19 protein-coding genes are annotated in these 22,317 nt (G+C 58.5%); 5 read left to right on the top strand and 14 right to left on the bottom strand.

All coding sequences use genetic code 11. The features are described 5' to 3' along the window. Window positions 1–106 precede the first annotated feature (106 nt). From HRU82_16420 to HRU82_16410, 3 genes are all read left to right on the top strand, one after another. Complete coding sequence (locus tag HRU82_16420; protein ID QOJ36431.1) at window positions 107–3,550, top strand: molybdopterin-dependent oxidoreductase; 3,444 nt, start codon at window positions 107–109, stop codon at window positions 3,548–3,550. Window positions 3,551–3,660: 110 nt separating this feature from the next. After that, window positions 3,661–4,950 carry a nitrate oxidoreductase subunit beta gene (locus HRU82_16415; GenBank protein ID QOJ36430.1) on the top strand — a complete coding sequence of 430 codons (1,290 nt, stop codon included), beginning with the start codon at window positions 3,661–3,663 and terminating at the stop codon, window positions 4,948–4,950. Window positions 4,951–5,208: 258 nt separating this feature from the next. After that, window positions 5,209–5,415 carry a (2Fe-2S)-binding protein gene (locus tag HRU82_16410; protein ID QOJ36429.1) on the top strand — a complete coding sequence of 69 codons (207 nt, stop codon included), beginning with the start codon at window positions 5,209–5,211 and terminating at the stop codon, window positions 5,413–5,415. A gap of 51 nt (window positions 5,416–5,466) precedes the next feature. Here the strand turns inward: HRU82_16410 and HRU82_16405 are convergent, their stop codons facing one another. Both HRU82_16405 and HRU82_16400 read right to left on the bottom strand, forming a co-directional pair. Next, complete coding sequence (locus HRU82_16405; GenBank protein ID QOJ36428.1) at window positions 5,467–6,096, bottom strand: NAD(P)H-dependent oxidoreductase; 630 nt, start codon at window positions 6,094–6,096, stop codon at window positions 5,467–5,469. Between the two features lie 127 nt (window positions 6,097–6,223). Then, window positions 6,224–6,409 (bottom strand): hypothetical protein, encoded by a 186-nt coding sequence (locus HRU82_16400; GenBank protein ID QOJ36427.1) that lies wholly within the window; start codon window positions 6,407–6,409, stop codon window positions 6,224–6,226. Window positions 6,410–6,543: 134 nt separating this feature from the next. On the opposite strand from HRU82_16400, the gene HRU82_16395 reads away from it, so the two are divergent. Next, complete coding sequence (locus tag HRU82_16395; GenBank protein ID QOJ36426.1) at window positions 6,544–7,029, top strand: DUF192 domain-containing protein; 486 nt, start codon at window positions 6,544–6,546, stop codon at window positions 7,027–7,029. A gap of 11 nt (window positions 7,030–7,040) precedes the next feature. Here HRU82_16395 and HRU82_16390 read toward each other — a convergent pair whose 3' ends face one another. The 5 genes from HRU82_16390 to HRU82_16370 form a co-directional block, all read right to left on the bottom strand. Then, window positions 7,041–8,552, bottom strand: coding sequence for a mechanosensitive ion channel (locus HRU82_16390; protein QOJ36425.1), 1,512 nt, complete (start codon window positions 8,550–8,552; stop codon window positions 7,041–7,043). Between the two features lie 49 nt (window positions 8,553–8,601). After that, the gene (locus tag HRU82_16385) at window positions 8,602–10,785 is read right to left on the bottom strand and encodes a bifunctional (p)ppGpp synthetase/guanosine-3',5'-bis(diphosphate) 3'-pyrophosphohydrolase (protein QOJ36424.1); all 2,184 of its coding nucleotides are present in this window, start codon (window positions 10,783–10,785) and stop codon (window positions 8,602–8,604) included. Window position 10,786: 1 nt separating this feature from the next. Continuing rightward, on the bottom strand, window positions 10,787–12,499 hold the full coding sequence (recJ, locus tag HRU82_16380) for a single-stranded-DNA-specific exonuclease RecJ (protein QOJ36423.1): 1,713 nt from the start codon (window positions 12,497–12,499) through the stop codon (window positions 10,787–10,789). A 189-nt stretch (window positions 12,500–12,688) separates the two neighbouring features. Then, window positions 12,689–12,886, bottom strand: coding sequence for a ubiquitin-like protein Pup (locus tag HRU82_16375; GenBank protein QOJ36422.1), 198 nt, complete (start codon window positions 12,884–12,886; stop codon window positions 12,689–12,691). 120 nt (window positions 12,887–13,006) lie between these two features. Then, window positions 13,007–15,064, bottom strand: coding sequence for a sodium-translocating pyrophosphatase (locus HRU82_16370; GenBank protein ID QOJ36421.1), 2,058 nt, complete (start codon window positions 15,062–15,064; stop codon window positions 13,007–13,009). 370 nt (window positions 15,065–15,434) lie between these two features. On the opposite strand from HRU82_16370, the gene HRU82_16365 reads away from it, so the two are divergent. Beyond that, on the top strand, window positions 15,435–15,689 hold the full coding sequence (locus HRU82_16365) for a hypothetical protein (protein ID QOJ36420.1): 255 nt from the start codon (window positions 15,435–15,437) through the stop codon (window positions 15,687–15,689). Window positions 15,690–15,771: 82 nt separating this feature from the next. On the opposite strand, the gene HRU82_16360 is transcribed toward HRU82_16365, so the two are convergent. The 7 genes from HRU82_16360 to HRU82_16330 form a co-directional block, all read right to left on the bottom strand. Further along, complete coding sequence (locus tag HRU82_16360; protein QOJ36419.1) at window positions 15,772–17,010, bottom strand: hypothetical protein; 1,239 nt, start codon at window positions 17,008–17,010, stop codon at window positions 15,772–15,774. 64 nt (window positions 17,011–17,074) lie between these two features. Next, the gene (locus HRU82_16355; GenBank protein QOJ36418.1) at window positions 17,075–18,382 is read right to left on the bottom strand and encodes a hypothetical protein; all 1,308 of its coding nucleotides are present in this window, start codon (window positions 18,380–18,382) and stop codon (window positions 17,075–17,077) included. Window positions 18,383–18,404: 22 nt separating this feature from the next. Beyond that, complete coding sequence (locus tag HRU82_16350; protein ID QOJ36417.1) at window positions 18,405–18,809, bottom strand: PDZ domain-containing protein; 405 nt, start codon at window positions 18,807–18,809, stop codon at window positions 18,405–18,407. Between the two features lie 147 nt (window positions 18,810–18,956). Then, entirely contained in the window at window positions 18,957–19,799 is an 843-nt protein-coding gene (locus HRU82_16345) for a hypothetical protein (GenBank protein ID QOJ36416.1), read from the bottom strand. A 78-nt stretch (window positions 19,800–19,877) separates the two neighbouring features. Further along, window positions 19,878–21,131, bottom strand: coding sequence for a hypothetical protein (locus HRU82_16340; protein QOJ36415.1), 1,254 nt, complete (start codon window positions 21,129–21,131; stop codon window positions 19,878–19,880). Between the two features lie 47 nt (window positions 21,132–21,178). Next, window positions 21,179–21,469, bottom strand: a complete 291-nt coding sequence (gene tatA, locus HRU82_16335) for a twin-arginine translocase TatA/TatE family subunit (GenBank protein ID QOJ36414.1) — start codon at window positions 21,467–21,469, stop codon at window positions 21,179–21,181. Window positions 21,470–21,493: 24 nt separating this feature from the next. Further along, the gene (locus HRU82_16330; protein QOJ36413.1) at window positions 21,494–22,306 is read right to left on the bottom strand and encodes a tetratricopeptide repeat protein; all 813 of its coding nucleotides are present in this window, start codon (window positions 22,304–22,306) and stop codon (window positions 21,494–21,496) included. Window positions 22,307–22,317: the final 11 nt, after the last annotated feature.

Raw genomic sequence — 22,317 nt, 5'->3', positions numbered from 1 at the left:
GCTGGAAGGGGGGTGGAACGAGACACATTGCATTCTGAGCCTGGGCAGTGAGTTTGTACGAACAGATACATGAGAGGATCATGTATCTCACAAGGAGGTAGCTACTATGCAGGTTTCCGTTTCACGGAGACAGTTTCTCAAAATCTCGGCGGGAACCGTTGCGGCCGTGGCCGTGGCGGATAAAGTCCTCGCGTTGACCGCGTTGCAACCGGTCATCGAGGTGGGAAACCCGCTGGGCGAGTACCCCGACCGGTCGTGGGAGCGCGTCTATCACGATCAGTATCGGTATGACTCGTCCTTTACGTGGTGCTGTTCTCCGAACGACACCCACGGTTGCCGGGTCCGGGCCTTCGTCCGGAACGGCGTCGTGATGCGCGTGGAGCAGAACTATGACCACCAGACCTATGAAGACCTCTACGGCAACCGCGGGACGTTCGCACACAACCCGCGCATGTGCTTGAAGGGCTTCACGTTCCACCGCCGCGTCTATGGTCCCTATCGTTTGAAGGGCCCGTTGATGCGGAAGGGTTGGAAGCAGTGGATGGACGATGGCTCTCCGGAGCTGACCCCCGATGTGAAGCGGAAGTATAAATTTGACAGCCGTTTCCTGGACGACCTCAACCGCGTCTCGTGGGATACCGCGTTCACCTACGTTGCGAAAGCAGCCATCGTGATCGCGACCCGCTACAGCGGTGAAGCCGGAGCCCGCCGCCTGCGCGAGCAGGGGTATGCGCCGGAAATGATCGAAATGATGAAGGGCGCGGGCGTGCGCTGCTTCAAGCACCGCGCGGGCATGCCGGTGCTCGGCATCGTCGGCAAGATGATGAACACCCGCTTCAACGGTGGATGTTTGCCATTGCTGGACACCTGGATTCGCAAGGTCGATCCAGACAAGGCCCAGGGTGGAAAGTACTACTCCAACTACACCTGGCACGGCGACCAGGACCCGTCCCATCCGTTCTGGAACGGCACGCAGAACTGCGACGTCGACCTCTCCGACATGCGCTTCTCCAAGCTGAACACCAGCTGGGGCAAGAACTTCGTCGAGAACAAGATGCCGGAAGCGCACTGGAAGCTCGAGTCGATCGAGCGCGGCGCCCGCATCGTGGTCATTACGCCGGAATACAATCCAACGGCCTACCGCGCCGATTACTGGATTCCTCTCCGGCCGGAAACTGACGGCGCGAACTTCCTTGGCGCTGCAAAGATCATCTTCGATGAAAATTTGCAGGATATCGATTACATCAAGGAGTTCACCGACCTGCCGTTGCTCATTCGGACCGATACGCTTCAGTTCCTCGATCCGCGCGACGTGGTTGCAGACTACAAGTTCCCGGATTTCTCGAAGAGCTATTCGGGACGCATTCAATCCTTGAAGCCCGAGCAGGTTGAACGGCTCGGCGGCATGATGGTGTGGGACCTAGCCAAGGGCAAGGCCGTGCCTTTGCACCGCGAACAGGTCGGCTACCACTTCAAGGAGAGCGGCATTGATCCCGCTTTGACCGGAACCTACCGCGTGAAGCTGAGCAATGGCCGCGAGATCGACGTCATGCCGATCTATCAGATGTATCAGGTGCACCTCCAGGATTACGACCTGGACACGGTGCATCAGATCACCCGCGCGCCGAAGGACCTCATCGTCCGTTGGGCACGGGATTCGGGCACGATCAAGCCGGCCTCGATGCACAACGGGGAAGGCGTCTGTCACTACTTCCACATGACGGAAATGGGTCGTGCGGCCGCGTTTATCATGACCATCACCGGCAACATCGGCAAGTTCGGCACCGGGTGCCACACCTGGTCGGGTAACTACAAGGCCGGTGTCTGGAACGCTGTACCCTGGTCAGGCGCGGGTCTCGCGGTGCACACCGGCGAAGATCCCTTCAATCTGACCTTGGATCCGAATGCCCACGGCAAAGAGATCAAGACCAAGTCGTACTACTATGGTGAAGAAGTCGGATACTGGAACCATGGTGATACGGCCTTGATCGTCAACACGCCGAAGTATGGGCGCAAGGTGTTCACCGGCAAGACTCACATGCCAAGCCCCAGCAAGGTGCGTTGGGTCACCAACGTGAACATCCTCAACAATGCCAAACACCACTATGACATGGTGAAGAACGTCGACCCGAACATCGAGATGATCGTCACGCAAGACATCGAGATGACGTCCGACGTCAACCATGCCGACGTGGCGTTTGCATGTAACTCGTGGATGGAATTCACCTATCCGGAAATGACCGCCACGGTGTCGAATCCGTGGTTGCAGATCTGGAAGGGCGGCATCCGTCCGCTGTACGACACCCGGAACGATGCGGACACCTTCGCAGGCGTCGCGGCCAAGTTGGCCGAGATGACCGGCGATGCGCGCTTCCGCGGCGTCTTCCACTTCGTATACATGAACCGTGTCGACGTGTATCCGCAGCGCATGCTGGACGCCAGCGCGACCTGCTATGGCTACAGCGCAGACGTCATGTTGAAGTCGGAAAAGGGCTGGATGGTCATGGGTCGTACCTATCCGCGGCATCCGCTCTGGGAAGAGACTAACGAGTCCAAACCCCAGTGGACGCGGACAGGCCGAATCGAGACCTACCGGACCGAGCCGGAAGCGATCGAGTACGGGGAAAACTTCATCGTGCACCGGGAAGGCCCGGAGTGTACGCCGTACCTGCCGAACGCAATTTTCTCGAACAACCCGTTCATTCGGCCGGATGACTACGGTATTCCTATCACGGCACAGCACCATGATGACAAGCATGTGCGCAACATCAAGTTGCCGTGGGCGGAGATCAAGCGGCATCCGAACCCGTTGTGGGAGAAGGGCTACCAGTTCTACTGCGTCACGCCCAAGACCCGGCACCGGGTGCACAGCCAATGGTCGGTGAACGACTGGGTGCAGATTTACGAGTCGAACTTCGGCGATCCCTACCGCATGGACAAGCGGACGCCGGGTGTCGGCGAGCATCAGTTGCACATCAACCCGCAGGCGGCGAAAGACCGCGGCATCAACGACGGCGACTACGTCTTTGTCGACGGCAACCCGGTGGACCGGCCCTATCGCGGCTGGAAACCGTCGGATCCGTTCTACAAGGTCGCCCGCTTGATGATCCGGGCGAAGTACAACCCTGCCTATCCTTACCATGTCACGATGGCTAAGCACGCACCGTACGTCTCGACGGCGAAATCGGTGAAGGGCCACGAGACGCGGCCGGACGGGCGCGCCATCGCGGTGGACACCGGCTATCAGTCCAACTTCCGGTACGGGGCCCAACAGTCCTTTACCCGGAACTGGTTGATGCCGATGCACCAAACCGACTCACTTCCGGGCAAACACACGATTGCCTGGAAGTTCAAGTGGGGCTATGCCATCGATCACCACGGTATTAACACGGTGCCGAAGGAATGCTTGATCCGCATCACCAAGGCGGAAGACGGCGGTATCGGCGCCCGTGGACCATGGGAACCGGTGCGCACCGGCTTCACCCCAGGGCAGGAAAACGAGTTCATGATCAAGTGGCTCAAGGGTGAGCACATCAAGATCAAGGTCTAGAACGGACGCGACTTGCCGACGAGGGGTCGCCTCTCGGCACGCACGTTCTCGGGACTTGACTCGAAGGCAACGACTTAACCATTTGATCATGTACAGAAGGAGGATTCACAATGCCGGAAGTCTATAACTGGCAGCTGGGACGGAAGATGCTGTATCCGTATGAGGAGCGGCATCCGAAGTGGCAGTTTGCCTTTGTGTTCAACATCAATCGGTGTTTGGCGTGTCAGACCTGTTCGATGGCGGACAAGTCGACCTGGCTCTTCTCGAAGGGGCAGGAGTACATGTGGTGGAACAACGTGGAGACGAAGCCGTACGGCGGCTATCCGCAGTTCTACGACGTGAAGATCACGCAGCTGATCGAGCAGGTGAACCCGGGGGGGCAGGTGTGGAACGTGCGGGTGGGCCGCAAGCACCATGCGCCGTACGGGGTGTTCGAAGGGATGACGATTTTCGACGCGGGGGCCAAGGTGGGCCAGGCGGCGATCGGCTACATCCCGACGGACCAGGAATGGCGGTTCGTGAACATCTACGAGGACACGGCGACCTCGATGCGGGCGTTGGTCGAGAACGTCGACAAGTCCGGCTTCAGCCGCGACGAACCGTGGCGGATGACGGGCAGTTCCTTGCCGGAGCATGAGACGTACTTCTTCTACTTGCAACGGATCTGCAACCACTGCACGTATCCGGGGTGCTTGGCGGCCTGTCCGCGGAAGGCGATCTACAAGCGGCCGGAAGACGGCATCGTGTTGATCGACCAGAACCGGTGCCGCGGGTACAAGAAGTGCGTGGAGCAGTGCCCGTTTAAGAAGCCGATGTACCGGGGCACGACCCGGGTGTCGGAGAAGTGTATTGCCTGTTATCCGCGGATCGAGGGGAAAGATCCCTTGACGGGCGGGGAGCCGATGGAAACGCGCTGTATGGCGGCCTGCGTGGGGAAGATCCGCATGCAGAGCCTGGTGCGGATCGGCGAAGACGGGCTGTGGGCGGAAGACCGATGGCACCCGCTGTACTACGCGATCCGCGTGGAGCAGGTGGCGTTGCCCTTGTACCCGCAGTGGGGCACGGAGCCCAACGGGTACTACATTCCGCCGCGGCATGCGCCGCGGGGCTACAACCGGCAGATGTTCGGGCCGGGGGTGGACAACGCGATCGAGAAGTACCTGGTGCCGAGCCGGGAACTGTTGGCGGTGCTCCAGCTGTGGCGCGCCAGCCAGCAGATCGTGTTCCGGTACGATGTCATTCCGGGCCCGAAGGTGTTCGAAACCCAGATCCACGGGAAGCGGTTCGATATGTACAACGATACCGTGCTGGGCTTCAACAAGTCGGGCAAGGAAGTGGCCCGCATCCAGGTCGAAGAGCCGATCTACATTCGGCCGGCCGAGCGCGTCAACTGGCTGTAAGACGCACGCTGAGGAGAGAGGAATCCCCTCTCTCCTCAGTAGGATGACAGCACAAAGAGGCAGGAGGCTCGAAAGAACCTCCTGCCTCTGTCTTTTCTCCACTATCTTGAAACAGTCCCCTGCAAATACGTCCCCTGCGAAGCCTTGACAGAATCGAAGGAGCAAGGTATTCTAGATTCGAGTTGAGAACGCTTATCAGTATCGACAAAAATCGGTTGGTCCCGGCTAGTCCAGCTAAGTCAGCAGGAGATACCAAACATGTATGTCTGCTTGTGTAAAGGCTTGACGGAATCGGATGTGCGAGCGGCTGGGCGTCAGGGGTTCCTGACGAGGCGGCAGTTAATTGCGGAGTTCGGCCTACGCGAGAATGGGTGCTGCGGACGTTGTGCGCGAAATATTCATGAACTGGTGACTTTGGCTAAGAGCCAACTCGATAGTGTCTGTCCAGATCCGATTTCCTCTTAGCTCACTCCTTTCTCATCGACCACATCACCTCGGACCACAGCCTCCCCTCCGTTAGCGAACAACGGATCGCGTCTGACCTTGCCCGAATCCATGGGCGACGGCCAGTGTCACTTCGGCGACTCGCTGCCCCAAACTGCGCCCTCCGGCGAGTTCATTTTCATCAAGACCAGGGCTTTCCCCTTCGGTCGTGGCAGATGCACCGAAAGCCCCTCCCCCGCTCACCACGATCATATAATTCCCCAGCATCGCTGCCAGCATCGACAGCAGGGTCAACTCTTTTCCGCTCGAGATTTGGCCACCAGTGACAAAAGCAGCGCCCACTTTGTTCTTGAGTTTGAACTCTGGAAACACACCAAACTTAAATTGCCAGTCATCGATAAAGGCCTTGACCTCACCGGCCATATTTGACCAGTAAACCGGCGATCCCAACACAATCGCGTCCGCGGAAAACAATTCTTCCGCGGTCACCTGTCGCACATGTTTCACGGTCGCCCGAGTATTGGGCACCATGACCACTCCTTCAGCCACCGCTTTCGCCATACGCTCGGTATGCCCAGTGAGTGAGTGATAGGCCACCAAAACCTGAATCACCTGTTGGTCGTCTCTCGCCTGCCCCGAAGTAGCAGGAAGTAAGAGGCCTCCCACCAACAATACAAGCATCAGCCATAACCTGATCATCATAGCCTCCGTGACAACAGGAGAAGGGAGATATGGGAGGGGAGGATCGCACCCCAGGCAAGACCGTATGGATCAACGTATGTAGGCACCGCGGAGGGAACCGTCGGAACCCCGGCGATCTAGAAAACTGTTACCGACGAATCGTTTCCTCATCCAAGTGCTCTTCGACCGACACTTGGGTTAGGGTTCCTCGATAGTCGCACTTATGACAACGAATCCGGAACTCCTCGATCCATTTTTCCTGCACATAGGATTGACGGCATTTGGGGCAGACAAAGACGCCCTTCATATACAGGACTCGACGCTTTTCTTTCATGAGTTTCCTCCCTCCAGTACCGATGCCTCGTGAGGATGGCATAGGGGCCGCAGAAATTTCAAGAACATCTGCATGGCCAATGCTTGTCTCCACGCCGCTTGACGGTGCATGTCCAGCCCGATAGGATGCGCCCCATGTTCCAACCATCCTGGTCCTCCCTGACCATCCGCGCACTGGTCACTGGCTTCGTCGGTTTATTGGCCATGAGCGCTCCCCTCATCGGTGCCGACCATTCTCCTGAAACCCTTATTGCGGTCAAGACCCCGAACGGCGCAGTCATTCAGGCCGAACTCGCCGATACGGCGCTGAAACGAGCCCAGGGGCTCATGTTCCGTGAGCAGCTTGCAGATGACCGAGGCATGCTCTTTATCTTTGGGGACGCCCAACCTTGGACATTCTGGATGAAGAACACCAAAATTCCCCTCGATATCATCTGGATGGATGCCAAGAAAACCATCATTCACATCGAGCGGAACGTCCCCATCTGCACGCGGCAGGACGACGGCTGCCCGCAATACCATTCCGACGAGGGGGCGTTATATGTCCTGGAACTCGGCGGGGGACGTGCGAAGGCCCTTCAGCTTGAGCGCGGCATGCGACTCAGCTTCAAGCAGCCGTAACAAGACGGGCCCTACGGTAGCGGCGCCCGCTTCTTTCCCCAGAAGAACGTTTGAATCCGTTCAATCAACGAACGTGTGTGCGTAGCGGCCGACAATGAGGCCGCCTCCTGCGAAAGCTGAGCCTTCGCGGACATCGTCACGGCTTGGCGGCGAGCGACGATTTCTCCGATGCGGTCGAGCAAACGGTGGTCTGCTTCAACCACTCGCATCAACGCCGCCTTTCCCACCGCAATTACCTCGAGTCCAGTGGTCGCCGCCACCGTCGCGGACCTCGGTTCCCCGGTGAGCAAAGACATTTCGCCGAAAAACTGTCCAGCACCGATGGTCGCAACCGTTTTGCTCAACCGTTCCGTCTCTACACGTACATCCGCTTGTCCTGCCACCACGACATAAAGCACATCGCCCGCCTCACCCTGGCGGACGACTCGCTCTCCGGGAAGGTACGTTTCCTTCCGAGATCCCTGGGCCAGGAGGGATAACTGCTTCGGGTCCAGCATGGCAAGGAAGTCGACTCCGGTCAGTTGTTGCACGATACGCTCGAGAGACTCCTCGGGGGGCTCCGATTCCGGCGCAACCATCTGATGCACGACGCGCTGTGGGAACGGAATCTCGATTCCTCTTCGCGAAAACACATGCCAGATGTACGTCCGCACCCGACTCTCGATGACCGGGTATTGGCCGTAATCAAGGATGGGAAACTTGATGCGATACTGAATCCCTGATTCGTTAAAGGCCGTGACCATGGCAATGGGCCTGGGCTCGGTCGCCACTCCCGGCACAGACGAAGCTGCCTCTTCCAGTACGGCACAGACCAGTTCAGGAGTTGCTCGATACGCGGCCTCGACATAGACAGAGCGGAGATGCAACTGAGAAGGCCTGGAGAAATTAGTGACACCGTTCTGAATCACCAAATCGTTGGGTAAGCAGACAACGTCCTGCGTACGGGTGAGCAACGTCACGTGCTCCATGCCGATATGCGTGACGATTCCTTCTCGATCGGCGACCGCGATCCAATCCCCCACCTTCACGATCTTCCCCAATTCGATACCGGAGAAAAATCGCGTCAACGTATCCTTGAGCGCCACTCCAACCATAGCCGCCGCCACAGTGGGGAGGGCCACCAAGGCCACTAGATTGACCCCCATGACTAACCAGAGGATCAACACCCCTGCGGCGACTACTTCGGCGCCGATCAACAAATGTCGAACAACATCCGGGATGTACCGCTTCCCCCGCTCAATGAGCCACTCGCCGATGATGACGGCATCGAGAACCGTAAAAATGAAGAAAGAGGCTCCCAACCAGGCAAGCACCTCCAGGGCGGATCGGAAGAGAGGAGGGAATGATTCAACCGCTTCGCTCTGCGTCACCGTTGCGACCATGAGCAGGAGCAGCGCCGCGATGCCGCCGGCATAAAAGGGAAGGGAAGGAAGGGGGCGACCGCGGCGAAGTATCAGCGCCGACAGGCCGGCCAAGATGATGGCCACCGCGACAAGCCCTGCGACCGCCATCCAGACACTCATGTCGTTGTCACCTGCCGCGGTTGCATGCCGAATGCATTCAACCTTTTAATCAGGATCGCTCCTGCCACGACCTCACCCGCCGAGCCGTGATCACGCCGTCCACCCGCTCGATCGTTTTTAAGACCCGGGCCAGGTGGGTGGTATCCGCTACCTCCACGACGAAATCCAACATGGCCTTGCGATCCTCGCGCGTCGTAATTTCCGCGCGGCTGATGTTGGCCTGACACTCCGAAATCGCCGTAGAGACATGGGCCAGCACCCCGGTTTTATCGACGGCGATCACCGAGATCTTCACGGCATGGGTGCTGGGCGTAGATTGATCCCACTCCACTTCGACCAACCGATTCTTGTCGTAATCCAGGGCTTCGAGATTGGGACAGTCCACAGTGTGGATCGTCAAGCCGCGCCCCCGCGTGATATAGCCCAGAATACGGTCACCCGGCACCGGGTTGCAGCAACGAGACAATTGCATCAGCAGGTCCCGAGCCCCTTTGACGAGCACAGCCTTTTCGTCCACGCGTCCAGTGGAGACTTTGGGAGCAGCAGGCACCTCGGGAATCGCGACCTGGCCCTCGTCGATAGGAGGAGGTGCGAGCTTGCTGAGGATCTGAGACGTTGAGATGTGGCCGAAACCCACGGCCGCAGCCAACTCATCTGCCGTTTCGTAGCCGACCTGTTTCGCCACAGCCAACAGCTGTTCCGAGCGCAGCGTCTGGGCCGGCGCCAACCCGTGCCGTCGGAATTCGGCCTCCAACAGGCGCTTGCCAATCTCGATGCTCCGAGATTGTTCCTCCGCCTTGATCCAGTGTTTGATTTTCGTTTTGGCCCGGGAGGTGCGCACGAACTTCAACCAATCGCGATGCGGCGTCTGGTTGGCAGCAGTCAGAATCTCCACCATGTCGCCGCTCTCCAACGTGTGCTTGAGCGGCACAATCTTGCCGTTGACCTTGGCGCCGACACAGTGATCCCCAATTTCCGTATGAATCGAATAGGCAAAGTCGACGGGTGTGGAGCCCTTGGGGAGTTCCTTGACCATCCCCTGCGGGGTGAAGACATACACCACATCGTGGAACAGATCCAGTTTGACGGAATCCATGAACTGCCGGTTGTCGGGCAAGTCTTGATGCCATTCGACGAATTGTCGGAGCCAACTGAAAACCTTGCCGTCTTTCTCATCGATGCGGCCCTGCTCCTTGTATTTCCAATGCGCGGCAATCCCCTGCTCCGACACGCGGTGCATCTCTTCCGTGCGAATCTGAAATTCCACGTGCTCACCCTTGGGGCCGACCACCGTCGTATGCAGCGACTGGTACATGTTGGATTTCGGAATGGCGATGTAATCCTTGAAGCGGCCGGGCAGCGGCCGCCACAAGGAATGGATCACCCCCAGCAGGGCATAGCAGTTCATTTTGGTATCGGTGATAATGCGCAGGGCCGCCAGGTCGTAGACCTCTTCAAAGGAAATCGACTGTTTCTCCATCTTTTGGTAGATACCATAGAGATGCTTCGGTCGTCCTGAGACCTCTCCCTGCAATCCCGCCTCCGCAATGGCGTTCTTGACGAGATCAATGACTTCAAGAATGTATTGTTGTCGGTCCTCATCCCGCTTCGCCACACAGACCCGCAAGGATTCGTATACATCCGGCTTGAGATGCTTGAGACAGAGATCTTCGAGTTCGTTCTTGATCCAGCCGATGCCAAGACGATTCGCTAACGGCGCATAGATCTCCAGCGTCTCTTGTGCAATCTCTTGCCGTTTACGTTCGCTGAGGTACTCCAGCGTGCGCATATTGTGCAGCCGATCGGCGAGTTTGATGAGCACGACACGGATGTCGTCCGCCATCGACAACACCATCTTGCGGAAATTCTCGGCCTGTTTTTCCTCATAATTGCGGAAGGTGATCTTGCCGATCTTCGTCACCCCGTCGACCAGGTGCACGACGTCCTTCCCGAACCGTTGCTCCAATTCATGGGGGGTCGCCAAGGTATCTTCGAGGGTATCGTGCAGTAATCCCGCCACGATGGCGGTCACGTCGGTCTTGAGATGGGTCAGCAACCCGGCCACGGCAAGCGGGTGACGCAGGTAGGGCTCGCCGGATCGGCGCGTCTGCCCTTCATGGGCCTTGGCAGAGAAATCATACGCGCGCCGAACGAGATCGAGATCCGCTTCGATGTTGTAGCTCTTCACCCGCTCGATGAGTTGACCAAGCTCTGTAACCGTTTCGTGCGGCATGTTATGCCACCTCTCCGCTCATCCGCAGAGCCTTGATCCGCAACTGAACCCGATCATATCCATTCCAATGGTTGCGCTCCGGGCTAAACGCCAAGTCGATCGGTCGGCCGGCCCTGAGTCCAAGCCCTTCGAAGGACCCCATACGAAACCCGATGCTGTCGAAAATGAAGGATCGCCCCTGTCGAACGCGGAGCTTGAGGTGCTTTTCACCGACGACCCTCGCCTCCACCACATCCAGCCCGCGCACGGCAAGGGTCGGTTCTGGATTTCCCGCCCCAAAGGGGTGCAACGACTCTAATTCCTGGATCAACGTGAAATTCACATCCGCCAGGTTGACTTCCGCATCCACATGCAGAGTCGGTTGAACGCGAGTTCCATTCGCCCAGGTTTCGGCCACCTCACAGAATCGTCGACGAAATGCCTCCAACTGAGATTCCCGAATCGTGAGCCCCGCCGCACTCGGATGCCCGCCGTAAGCCTCTAGAAAATCTCGACAGTTGGTGAGGCCTTGATATAGGTCGAAGCCGTCGACCGTCCGTGCCGATCCTTTCCCAAGCCCTTCTGCATCCACCGCTATCACCACAGTCGGCCGATGAAAGCGCTCGACCAACCTGGCGGCGACGATTCCGACCACACCTAAGTGCCAGTCTCGCGAGCCCACGACAATCGCCGCATCCGGCTCGGCCTGCGCCAATCGTGCTGCAGCTTCACTACTGATCGCCTCCTCGATCTCCTGACGACGCCGGTTGAACTGCTCTAACTGTTCGGCGATGGACCTCGCCTCCAAGTCCGATTCCGTCGTCAGGAGGCGTACACAAGCCATCGCGTGGTCCAACCTGCCGGCGGCATTCAAGCGAGGCCCGAGGCGAAAGGCGATGGTATCGCTCGTGCAATCTTTCGCAATTCCCGCCACCTGCTTCAGCGCACGGAGACCGCACCGGGCACCGCGTGAAATCTGCGTCAATCCTTCCCGCACCAGCACACGATTCTCATCCTGCAGCGGGACGATATCGGCCACCGTCGCCAGCGCCACAAGGTCGAGACAGGAAGCGGCATCGACATCCCCCGATCCGTAGCGTCGCTCATATGCCAACACGACTTTATACGCCAACCCGGCCGAGCACAGCCCCTTGAAGGGATAGGAAGCGTCCTGTCGATGGGGGTTGAGAACAGCCAGGGCGGCCGGCATCCTGTCATCGGTCTGGTGGTGATCGGTCACTACGACATCCATCCCGAGTTGCCGAGCCACATCAATTTCACGGTGGGAGGTGGTGCCGCAATCCGACGTCACCAAGAGTGTCACCCCCTCCTGAGCCAAGCGCCTGACGGCCCCCTCATTCAGGCCGTACCCTTCGCGTAGACGATGGGGAATGTAGGCACAAGCAGTACCCCCTAAACCCTTATAGAACGAGAGATACAGACTCGTGGCCGAGACGCCATCGACGTCGTAGTCACCGTAAAAACAGACGCGCTCCTGCCGAGAGAGGGCCAGGTGCAGCCGCTCCACGGCATGCTCCATGTCGGGAAGAAGGAATGGGTCGTGCAGCCCGCCGTGATCGATCGAGAGCCACTGATTAGCCTCTGCAGTCGACTTAATTCCGCGTGCCAACAACACGGACGCGGTCACCGGCGAGATCGATAGGCCTCTCGACAACCTATCCTGCAAGGCCGGATCGGGCTGCTGGAAGACCCACAGTTTTTCCTGCTTCGCCATGCGTCTCGTATCGAAATAGGCGGAAGTGGCTGAGAAGTAAGGGGAATGTTATCGGCTCGTCCCAGCTTTGTCAAACAGGGGAGGACTGCGTCTCACGTCAGCCTGGACGAAGAGGCAGACCGGCTCTGAGCGGAGAAGAGGACCGTCCGGCATGAACGACACAGAGGCACAGGCGACAGGGGAGGGGCGTTATTCCCCTCCCTTTTGTACGTAGTTCTTCACGAACTCTTCAGCATTTTTCTCGAGTACATCATCGATTTCATCGACAAGTTTATCGATATCTTCTTTCAACTTCTTGCCGGATTCGACGACCTTCGGATTCGGTTTAACCTCATCCTTGGAATGGGACTCTTTCCTGGTTTCCGGTCTCCTCTCTTGTTTCTCCATCGGAGCACCTCCAGCCTCTCAGGAATTGTTCCAACCCATAACCTCTAGCCACCTTACTCCAGGGTCGTCGAAGCCGTCAAGCCGAAGGCCCCCTGCGCAAAGAACAGACCGACGCACACTTCAACGGGCGATTAAGGAAACAATCAACAACGCGACGATGTTGATCACCTTGATCATAGGATTCACGGCTGGACCCGCCGTGTCTTTGTACGGATCGCCGACCGTATCTCCCGTGACCGCCGCCTTGTGGGTGTCGCTGCCCTTCTTGCCCTGTTCCTCGATGTATTTCTTGGCATTGTCCCATGCTCCACCACCGCTCGTCATCGAGATCGCCACGAACAGGCCGGTCACGATGCTGCCCACCAACATGCCGCCCAAAGCTTGGGGCCCGAGCACGACTCCTACAATGATGGGCGAAGCGACCGGAATCAACCCTGGAACCATCATCTTCTGAATCGCCGCCTGCGTCACGATATCGACGCAGGTGCCATACTCGGGTTTTCCCGTCCCTTCCATGATGCCCTTGATCGTTCGAAACTGCCGTCGCACTTCTTCCACGACTAACCCGCCGGCCTGCCCGACCGCCTTCATGCAGAGTGCGCCGAATAGAAACGGCAACATGCCGCCCAGGAAGAGACCCACCAACACCTTGGGATCCGACAGATCGAACGCAGCCGACGCCGGATTGTGAGCCGCCACTTCCCGCGCATACTCCGCGAACAGCACTACCGCCGCCAACCCCGCCGACCCGATCGCATACCCCTTGGTGACGGCCTTGGTCGTGTTGCCGACGGCATCGAGCGGATCGGTGATATCCCGGACCGCCTTCCCCAAATGCGACATCTCCGCAATGCCCCCGGCATTGTCGGTGATGGGACCGAAGGCATCGATCGCCACCACGATCCCGGCCATCGACAGCATAGACACTGCCGCCACCGCCACGCCGTACAGGCCGCCGGATGCCGCCCCGCCACAGACCCAGAAACTCACCAGGATGGCCGCGGCGATCACAACCACCGGTGCCGCGGTCGATTGCATCCCCACCGCCAATCCGGCGATGATGTTGGTCGCGTGGCCGGTTTCGCTTGCCTTGGCGATTTCCTGCACCGGCGCATAACTCTTCGACGTGTAGTAATCGGTAATGAACACCAAGGCCAGGGTGACGGCGAGGCCCAACAAGGCCGCGATGTAATAACTCACCCCGCTGACGCCGCCCACACCATCCATGATGGTGGTTGTGATTGGGAAGAACGCCACGGCCGCGATTCCACCGGCAACGAACAAGCCCTTGTACAGCGCCGGCATAATATCCCCACCGGGACTCACCTTGACGAACGTGATGCCAACAATCGTCGCAAAGATGGTCACAGCTCCTAAGGCGAGCGGATAGAGAATCGGCGCACTGACTCCCTTGAAGAGGGTAAAGGCCAGCACCATGGCGGCAACGGTGGTAACCGCGTAGGTTTCGAAGAGGTCCGCCGCCATGCCCGCACAATCACCGACATTGTCCCCCACGTTATCCGCGATGACGGCCGGGTTGCGAGGATCATCTTCCGGAATCCCGGCCTCCACTTTTCCGACCAGGTCGGCCCCGACGTCCGCAGCCTTGGTATAAATGCCGCCGCCGACCCTGGCGAAGACGGAGATCAAACTGCCGCCGAATCCCAGACTCAGCAAGGCATGTATGGCCTTTTCCTGCCCCGCAATCTGCGCCGCCAACGTATAGAACGCGGTGATGGCAAGGAGCCCGAGCCCGATAAGCAGCAGGCCCGTCACGGCTCCGCCCCGGAAGGCCACCGTTAGGGCCGCGTTCATGCCTTCATGCGCGGCCTGGGCAGTCCGCACATTTGCGCGCACAGCGATAATCATCCCGACATACCCGGCGATCGCGGAGGCACCGGCTCCGACCAGAAAACCGACTGCAGTCAAGAGACCGAATTTGTCGGACAGGGCCCCGGCGCCCCAGAGCACCACGAACAACACCGCCGCCACGACACCGACGGTCCTGTACTGCCGATTCATGTATGCACCGGCTCCCTCTTGAATCGCTTTCGCGATGGCCTGCATAGCCGCATTTCCGGCATCCAGCTTAAAGACCCACGTGGCCAGATACAGTCCATAGGCAATCCCGGCGGCGGCGGCTACCAACGCGAATGTGATGATCGCTGAGTCACTCACAGTGTTCTCCTCCTGTTGGCAGAATGGTGAAACTGAGAATCCAGCTGACCGATGATGGAACAGATCCGAACCGTGAGGAAGGTGCAAGCCTCACGACGGGTGAGCGCCCTCACAGAATATCCGTGGCCTCATCCCATCGTGAGCAGATGAAGCAGCGGGAAAGACCGCAGTCTCGCTCGACAATAGACGCGAAGGTGGTGATCTGAATAAGCCGGGGCCATTCTATCGGGCTCCCCAGGGTGGATCAAGACGAAATCCTGGCAAGGGGCCACGCCCAGAGGATCGTCCGCAGCCCATACCGAGAAAGCACAGGAAGGTTTGCGCTTGGGTAACGGACTTGTTATAGTGCGCGGCATTGAGGAGCACTGCGGTGGGATTCGCGCCTGAGTATATTCTGGTGGATCAACAGAAGTTCAGTAAGGCGAAGCTGTCATTGGACAACCACGCGTACAAGAACTGCGAGATCGACGACTGCGACATCTATTATAGCGGCGGACAGTACGAACTGATCGACACCCACATCACGAACTCGCGCCTGATCCTCAATCACCCCGCCAAAGGCATCTACAGCGCGATTCAAATTTTCAAGACGAAGTCGCCGGGTTCCCGCATCATCTCCGATTGACAACGAGACGCTTCCCTCCCAATTCGAGACCGAAGCGGCCGTTCCGTGAGGCTTCTTTACGCCGTGCCGTCGTGGCCGCTCGTCACTTGGCCACCGGAACATTTTCGCTGGTCTTCACGATGGGGATAGGCTGGAACACGGGGTCCTGCGCACCCTTGGAGGATTCGGCTTCGATGCGCTGGAGAAAGGAAGCAGGCCCCGTCACGGGGGCGTAACTGAGGGCGACCTCGACGTCGAACGTCTTGGTATCCTTCGGTGTGGGGAAGGTGAAGGTTTCGACGCGCTGCTCTTCCGGTTTGAGCACGGTCTCTTCCAGCACTTTCACGGCGTCGAAATCAAAGACCGTCTTCTGTCCCTTGGCATCGGCATAGGTACGGCCGTACACGCGTTTGTCGGTGAAGACGGTCTTGAGGTTCTTGCCTTTGATGTCGAGTTCCAGCAGGACGCTGGCCCATCCAGGATGGGTGGTAGGCAGATTATGCGGCACCAGGCTCTGCACCGTCACCGTCACCGTGGTCTTCTCCCCCTCCACCTTGGTCGCCACTTCCAGCTTGGCGGCTTCCTGACGCAGTTGTCCAATACGTCCCGGAAAGGTGTGGTTGGCAACCTTGCGCTTCCGTTCCCCGTTCGCCGATTCCCCCACCTGCTCAGGCATATGACAGGTTTGGCATTCCTTGCCTGATTTGACCGCCTTGCTCTGATCCCAGTTGCCCAGCAAGTCATTACTTTTGCCGAGCTCGGCCGCGGCAGGAACCACCTGGTGACAATTCAAGCAGAGGTCCGATTTTCGGAACAGCCCCAACTCATTGGAGTGATGAGCAAGGTTCTGTGCCGCATCCTTGTAGGGCCCGTACATCGTCTTGCTGCCGAGGTCGTACTTCGGCTCCGGCGGCTGTTTTTCGCGATCGACTTGCTTGATGAGATGGCACTGAGCACAAGCCACGCCGTCCAAGGAAGGTTCCCCAGACTGGGCCTGGGTCACGAACAATTGGGCTTGCTCGGCAAATTCACGGATGTGCGGCGCATGACATCGGAAACAGAGTCCCTTGTCTTTTCCAGCCGGCGAATTCAGATAGGCATCGAGAGCGGCGCGGAATGTGGGCGTGTGAATGGACCGTGAAAGAGGCGAAGTTTCCCATTCCTCAAAGACACGCTCATGGCAACGTTTGCATTTGCTCGAATTGGGGAACGCCTTTTCGATCGTCGCCTGGGTCTTGGCATCCTGGGCCAATCCCTGCTGTACGCCGTAACTGAGCAGAGCCATCGCCGATAGCACTACCGCGATGACGGTACCCCGCAGTACGTCTCTTCGATTCTTCACCGTCGGTCGTTCCTCCAGACATGGTACGCTCCTCGCCGCCGCAACCCGGCACCGGAACGGCTCCTCACAGCGGCTTGACCCGATAGGTCAGCAGACGAGGCTGAATATATTCGTCGATGACCTGCTTGGCAGCGGCACGTTCCTGATCCGTGGCGAGCGTCGCTAGGTAACGTTCTTTCAACGCGGCATCCGGTTCCGGGATGAGGGCGTAATTCAAGACGACCTCGATCGTCGCCGCCTCTCCGGGAGTCTTCAGCGGCAGCGAGAAGGGCACCCGCCGCGTATGACCACCTTTGATGAAGGGATCTGGAATCGGGCCCCGCAAAATCTTGTCATAGTCCAGGCCGAACCGCTTCGTCTCTTCTGCCAGCTGTTGTCCCTGTGCGTCTTTGACCGCGATCGACAGGAAGAATTGTTTCAAAACAGGATCCCCGTCAGGGAAACTGTGCGGGAGGCTGCCCACCTTGACCAGCACTGTTCCCTCGACACTCGTCCCGGACTTGGTCGCGTCCAGGTCGATACGCGGCATCCACTCAGCCTGCAGATTGCGGTTCTTCAACAAGGTCCCTGGAATGACGACCCCGCGAAACCAATGCCGGCCAATCGCCCGCGTCATGGCGCCACGTCTCGAGGTGGAACTCCCGGTCGAAGGCTCCATATGGCAATCCTGACAGATGGTCCCTTGCAGAATTTCACCCGGCAGGTCCTTCTGCGTGACATCCTTCACCTTATCGAAATGGCAGGACGCACAGAAATTCGCTCCGCGGAACAGCGAGGACTGGGTGGCTGAATGCACCAGATTTTCTTCCGGGTCGGCATAGGGCCCGTAGAGCACTTCACCGGGCTGGAGTTTGTAGGTGGGCGGTGGAAGGGGCGTCGTTTCAACCGCATTCACCAAATGACAGGAGGCGCATCCGATTCCTTCGATTTGCGGTTTGCCCGACAACACCTGGGCCGCAATTTTTTCGGCATGTTGCGGAAACACCGTCACGGCCGGCGCATGGCAGGCCAGGCAACGTTGCCGCTCCTCCAGAGAAGGATTGGTCTGCATCCAGAGGCCCAACACGGTGCGGAACACCGGCGACTCGAACGAGGTGCCGTGAAGCAGCGCGGCATCCACGCGGCCGAACGTCTTCAAGTCCGGTGTTTGCTCCCGCATGCCCTTCCATTCTTCATAATGCCGATCGTGACATTGTTTGCAGTCCTCCGACCGAATGAACACCTTCTCGATCTCGGTCACCCAATCGGCCGGCGCCTGGCCATCTGATTTCTGAGCGATCGCACGTTCATGAAACGTGATGTTCACCATCACGATCACGAACAACAGCACCCCCATCGCCAATTTGTGTACGAATCGCCCCTGATGAGTCACGCCCTGTCGTACCCCACTCTGGTCAGTCGCGTTTGCAGCCCACGAAATGAAAATTGACGCCCCACCCGACCGGATCACCTGGATCGGCCGGCTCATAGGTGCCCACGGTAAAGTTGCATTCCTTCATGGCCGACTTGATCGCCTTGCCGAAATCGAGCAGGTTGCGGACTTCCTTCTTATCGATCTCTTTGATCACAGACCGGACCTTGATCCCGGCGTAGTCCGCCCGGGAATTGCCGATGACCTCAAATACGGCCACCCCCTCGGGACGCTGGAGCTTCAACTCCTTCTGAATCTCTTCGTCCACTTCTCCCACGGCAATTCCGAACTCTTCCCCCAATTGCATGGCTTCCTCGGCCGTCATCTCACCATTCGTATGGCTTGCAGCTTCCACCTGTCCCACCGCTCCCATGGCCATGCTGATCATGCTGCACACAAAAACAGCCCTTCCGAACGAAAGGGCTGTTGTGAAGAACCGTGGATGCTGTCGAGATCTCTCCTCCAATGGGCTCGCCTCATTCGCATCAGATGCATCGCTACGCATCCGACACTGATTTCATCCTATCAAGAGCGATTACATTTTTGTGGCTGGGTCCAAGGCCAGTTGGAACCACGGCGCCACCGCTTTCTGACCGTTCCGTTCTTTGTTCTCACCATTCCAGACGGCAAAAGAGACGGCCTGAATCCGTCCGGGAATCAGCTTGGCCTCGTTATCCTGCTCCTCGCTGGACAAGGGGCGCCGCATCACGACATGCCACGTCCCGTCTTTCCATGTAGCCTTGCCCTGCACGCGTCCCTGTTTCTCCTTGGTGGTCAGCGTGCTGAAACCGCCGCCGATCAGATCCTCTACCGAAGAGGCGCGACGTGGAATCACCTCGAACCGCCGAGGTTCGCCGCTCCCTCCCTTGTCTTTCTCGGTTGTCCTGGCGGCACGCCGATCGATATCGCTCTGCCAATCGGCTTTCCAGTGCCAGATATTGATATAGTGATCCAATTGTCCCATGCAGAAAAATGCCGGTGCGTCACCGAGTGGAAGCCCCAGCGCCACTCCGTCCCGGAAAGTCCCGGGGGTCAACCGGTCGTTTTTCGTATTGTCCTGCCACTCAAGCAAAAACGCGATGTCGGTCCCGTTATGCACCGCGCGTACGGCAAGGGCTCGCGCGGTGGGCTCCGGCCATACCGGCCTCGTGATGATCTGGCCGCTTAGCGGCAGGGTCATCGGGGGAATTTTCTGCCAGAGAGGATCATCGGGGGCGGTGGGAATCTCGCCGGGAACGGCCTGGGCACGAATAATCATGCCCTCGGAACTTACGATAGGAATACCAACGCCACCCAGCACCAGGGCGAGGACGAAGAGACCGGACAGAAAGGACACAAGCCTGATACGGGAAGTCTGAACCGCCGTCATTCGCCTCATGCCCCGGTCCGAATGTCCTATATCGAGAAACTGCGCAGGCGTCTCACCGTGGGAGACGCGTGATCCGGTCGCCCCGCGTTACCACAATTTGGCGCGCCGAATCTTGTTTTCACCCCGCTCACAAATATACAGCGACCCCTGTTTATCGAGGGCCAGGCCGACCGGCGCATTCACCACCGCCTCCACCGCGAGGAGGCCGTCCCCATGCTTCAACGCGCCGGCGGCATCCTTCGCGACAAACCGGGCGGCGCCGCAACCGCCCATGTTTTTGTCTTCGTAACCGCTGTCGCCGTTTCCTACGACCGTCGTGATTACGCCCGTGTCGGCATCAACCCGGCGGACCCGATGGTTCCCGGTATCGGAGATATAGGCGTGGTTATGTTGATCGAACACGACCGCCTCGGGCGCCTGCAGCATCGATTTGGCGGCCTGCTTCCCGTCCCCATCGTACCCATACCGACAAATCCCGGCTACGGTCGAAATCAAGCCTGTGCGCCGATCGATTCGCCGAACCCGATTGCTGCCCTTGTCGACCACATAGACATCCCCGGCTTGATCGACGGCGATCCCGACGATGTCATAAAGCCGTGCCTCGCGCGCCGGTTTCCCATCATCAAGGTACATCGATAGGTCGAGACCGTCCGAACAAACCGGCATCAGCCAACCGTTGTCGTCACTAAAATCGATCCCAATCGCATCACCGGACAGTACCACCAGATTTCGCGCCACCAACGGCTGCTCTCTCGCCTCATCCTCCGCTGTCCACGCCCCTGCGACCGTTTCTACAAGCCCCGTGCGAGGATCGAACCGGCGAATACGATGCGCCTGCGTATCGGCAATGTACATCACGTCATCAGCGTCGAAGGCAATCGCAGCAGGCCAGGTGAGATTAGTCTGCAGGGCCGGGCCGTCCCCGTTGTATCCGTGCTCGCCGGTGCCAACGACGGTCGTGATGATGCCGGTTTCGTGATCTACCTTGCGGATCCGATTGCTGCCGGAATCACAAATGTACAGATCATTTCTGGAATCGCACGCCACATCCAGCGGCAAATACAAACCGGCTTCGCCGCAGGGGCCTTCGTCGCCGCTATAACAAGTCTCGCCGATTCCGGCGAAGTTATGAACGGTTCCCTCCCCGAGATTGACACGCCGTACGCGATCCGATCCTGACTCGGCGAAGTAGAGCCAGCGCTCCTCCCGGTCCAAGGCTACGTGGTGAGGCAGCGGGATACCCGCCTTGGCAGCACGCTTTCCATCACCGGTACTGCGCGCCTTACCGTTGCCCGCAAACGTTTCGATATATCCCACAGCTAACTGAACATCTGTTTCCATAACGTCGTAAGTCCGTTCCTCGCTCGTCGGTTAGAGAGGTGGTCGTCTCAAGCGCGCGCAGGAGGCGGCGCAGCCGCAGTCACCGGTTGTTCCACTGCCGGCGCGGCTGCCGACACAGTCGGTTGAGCCGGGAGGGCCTGAGCCTGTACCGGTTCGGCCTGTTGCGCTTGCGCCTGAGCCTCCGCCTCAATGGCGTCCGCTTCATGCACGGACTTCTTGAAGCCCTTAATCGCCTTGCCGATCCCTTCACCAAGCTGCGGCAACTTCCCTGCTCCGAAAATGATCAGTACGATAAACAGGATCAGGATCAATTCTGTAAAGCCTAGACTGCCAAACATGGTGTATCTCCTTTGCTCACACGTTCAAGATGCGGCTCCCTCTTTGGCCTTCTTCGCGAATCGCTCTTTCAGGCGTTGGCGGGCCTGCTCAGCCTGCTCGAACATCTTGCACTTGTCGTACACGCTGATCAGATTGTAATAGGCCAGCGGTTCGTCAGGGTTGTGCTCAACGGCACTCTCCATGACTTTGATGGCCAAATCGGTTTTCTTGTGATTGAGCGCGATCTCCATCAATTTGAAGCTCGCCTCCAGGTGTTTCGGATCTAACTCCAGGACTCGCAAGTAACATTGGATCGCCATATCCATGGTGTTGTAGTCGGACACCTGCGGGTTATCGAGTTCCACGTAGACGCCCGCGAGATTGTACCATGCGATCGGATCATCGGGCGTGATCTCCACAAGACGCTCGTAATAATTCTTCGACTCCATGTATTTTCGCTTGTCCGCCTGGACCCGACCGAGATTGAAGAGGGCCAGGACGTCATAGGCATGGACATCGAGCGCTCGCTTGAATTCGGCTTCCGCCTCCTCCATCATCCCCTTGGTGGCGTAGATGGTGCCGAGGTTCGAGTAATACATGGCCAATGACCGATTCATCTCGGTCCGCAGCCCCTCGGCCATCTCGATCGACTTCTTGACCTCCGTCAGTGCGTCATCGAGCCGCCCCTTGCTGAAGTACAATTCTCCCAAGCGACAGCGCGCCTGAAAGTCGTCCGGCTCAGTGTTCAGAAGTTTTTCGATCTCCGCAATTTCCTCGTCGGGATTCAGCACCTGGTCGCCCGGATCGATCGCCGCACTCCCCTGCTCTGCTCCCGCTGCCTGCGTGTGTTCATCCATAGCCAATTATC

The organism is Nitrospira sp. (assembly GCA_015709715.1).
Lineage (GTDB): Bacteria > Nitrospirota > Nitrospiria > Nitrospirales > Nitrospiraceae > Nitrospira_A.
Note: the sequence above shows the minus strand (reverse complement) of the source record. Positions and strands in the feature narration are given on the sequence as shown.

Coding starts and splice junctions, on each gene's coding strand:
- HRU82_16420 (QOJ36431.1), top strand. CDS start 107: ATGCAGGTTTCCGTTTCACGGAGACAGTTTCTCAAAATCTCGGCGGGA.
- HRU82_16415 (QOJ36430.1), top strand. CDS start 3,661: ATGCCGGAAGTCTATAACTGGCAGCTGGGACGGAAGATGCTGTATCCG.
- HRU82_16410 (QOJ36429.1), top strand. CDS start 5,209: ATGTATGTCTGCTTGTGTAAAGGCTTGACGGAATCGGATGTGCGAGCG.
- HRU82_16405 (QOJ36428.1), bottom strand. CDS start 6,096: ATGATGATCAGGTTATGGCTGATGCTTGTATTGTTGGTGGGAGGCCTC.
- HRU82_16400 (QOJ36427.1), bottom strand. CDS start 6,409: ATGAAAGAAAAGCGTCGAGTCCTGTATATGAAGGGCGTCTTTGTCTGC.
- HRU82_16395 (QOJ36426.1), top strand. CDS start 6,544: ATGTTCCAACCATCCTGGTCCTCCCTGACCATCCGCGCACTGGTCACT.
- HRU82_16390 (QOJ36425.1), bottom strand. CDS start 8,552: ATGAGTGTCTGGATGGCGGTCGCAGGGCTTGTCGCGGTGGCCATCATC.
- HRU82_16385 (QOJ36424.1), bottom strand. CDS start 10,785: ATGCCGCACGAAACGGTTACAGAGCTTGGTCAACTCATCGAGCGGGTG.
- recJ (QOJ36423.1), bottom strand. CDS start 12,499: ATGGCGAAGCAGGAAAAACTGTGGGTCTTCCAGCAGCCCGATCCGGCC.
- HRU82_16375 (QOJ36422.1), bottom strand. CDS start 12,886: ATGGAGAAACAAGAGAGGAGACCGGAAACCAGGAAAGAGTCCCATTCC.
- HRU82_16350 (QOJ36417.1), bottom strand. CDS start 18,809: ATGATCAGCATGGCCATGGGAGCGGTGGGACAGGTGGAAGCTGCAAGC.
- HRU82_16345 (QOJ36416.1), bottom strand. CDS start 19,799: ATGAGGCGAATGACGGCGGTTCAGACTTCCCGTATCAGGCTTGTGTCC.
- HRU82_16340 (QOJ36415.1), bottom strand. CDS start 21,131: ATGGAAACAGATGTTCAGTTAGCTGTGGGATATATCGAAACGTTTGCG.
- tatA (QOJ36414.1), bottom strand. CDS start 21,469: ATGTTTGGCAGTCTAGGCTTTACAGAATTGATCCTGATCCTGTTTATC.
- HRU82_16330 (QOJ36413.1), bottom strand. CDS start 22,306: ATGGATGAACACACGCAGGCAGCGGGAGCAGAGCAGGGGAGTGCGGCG.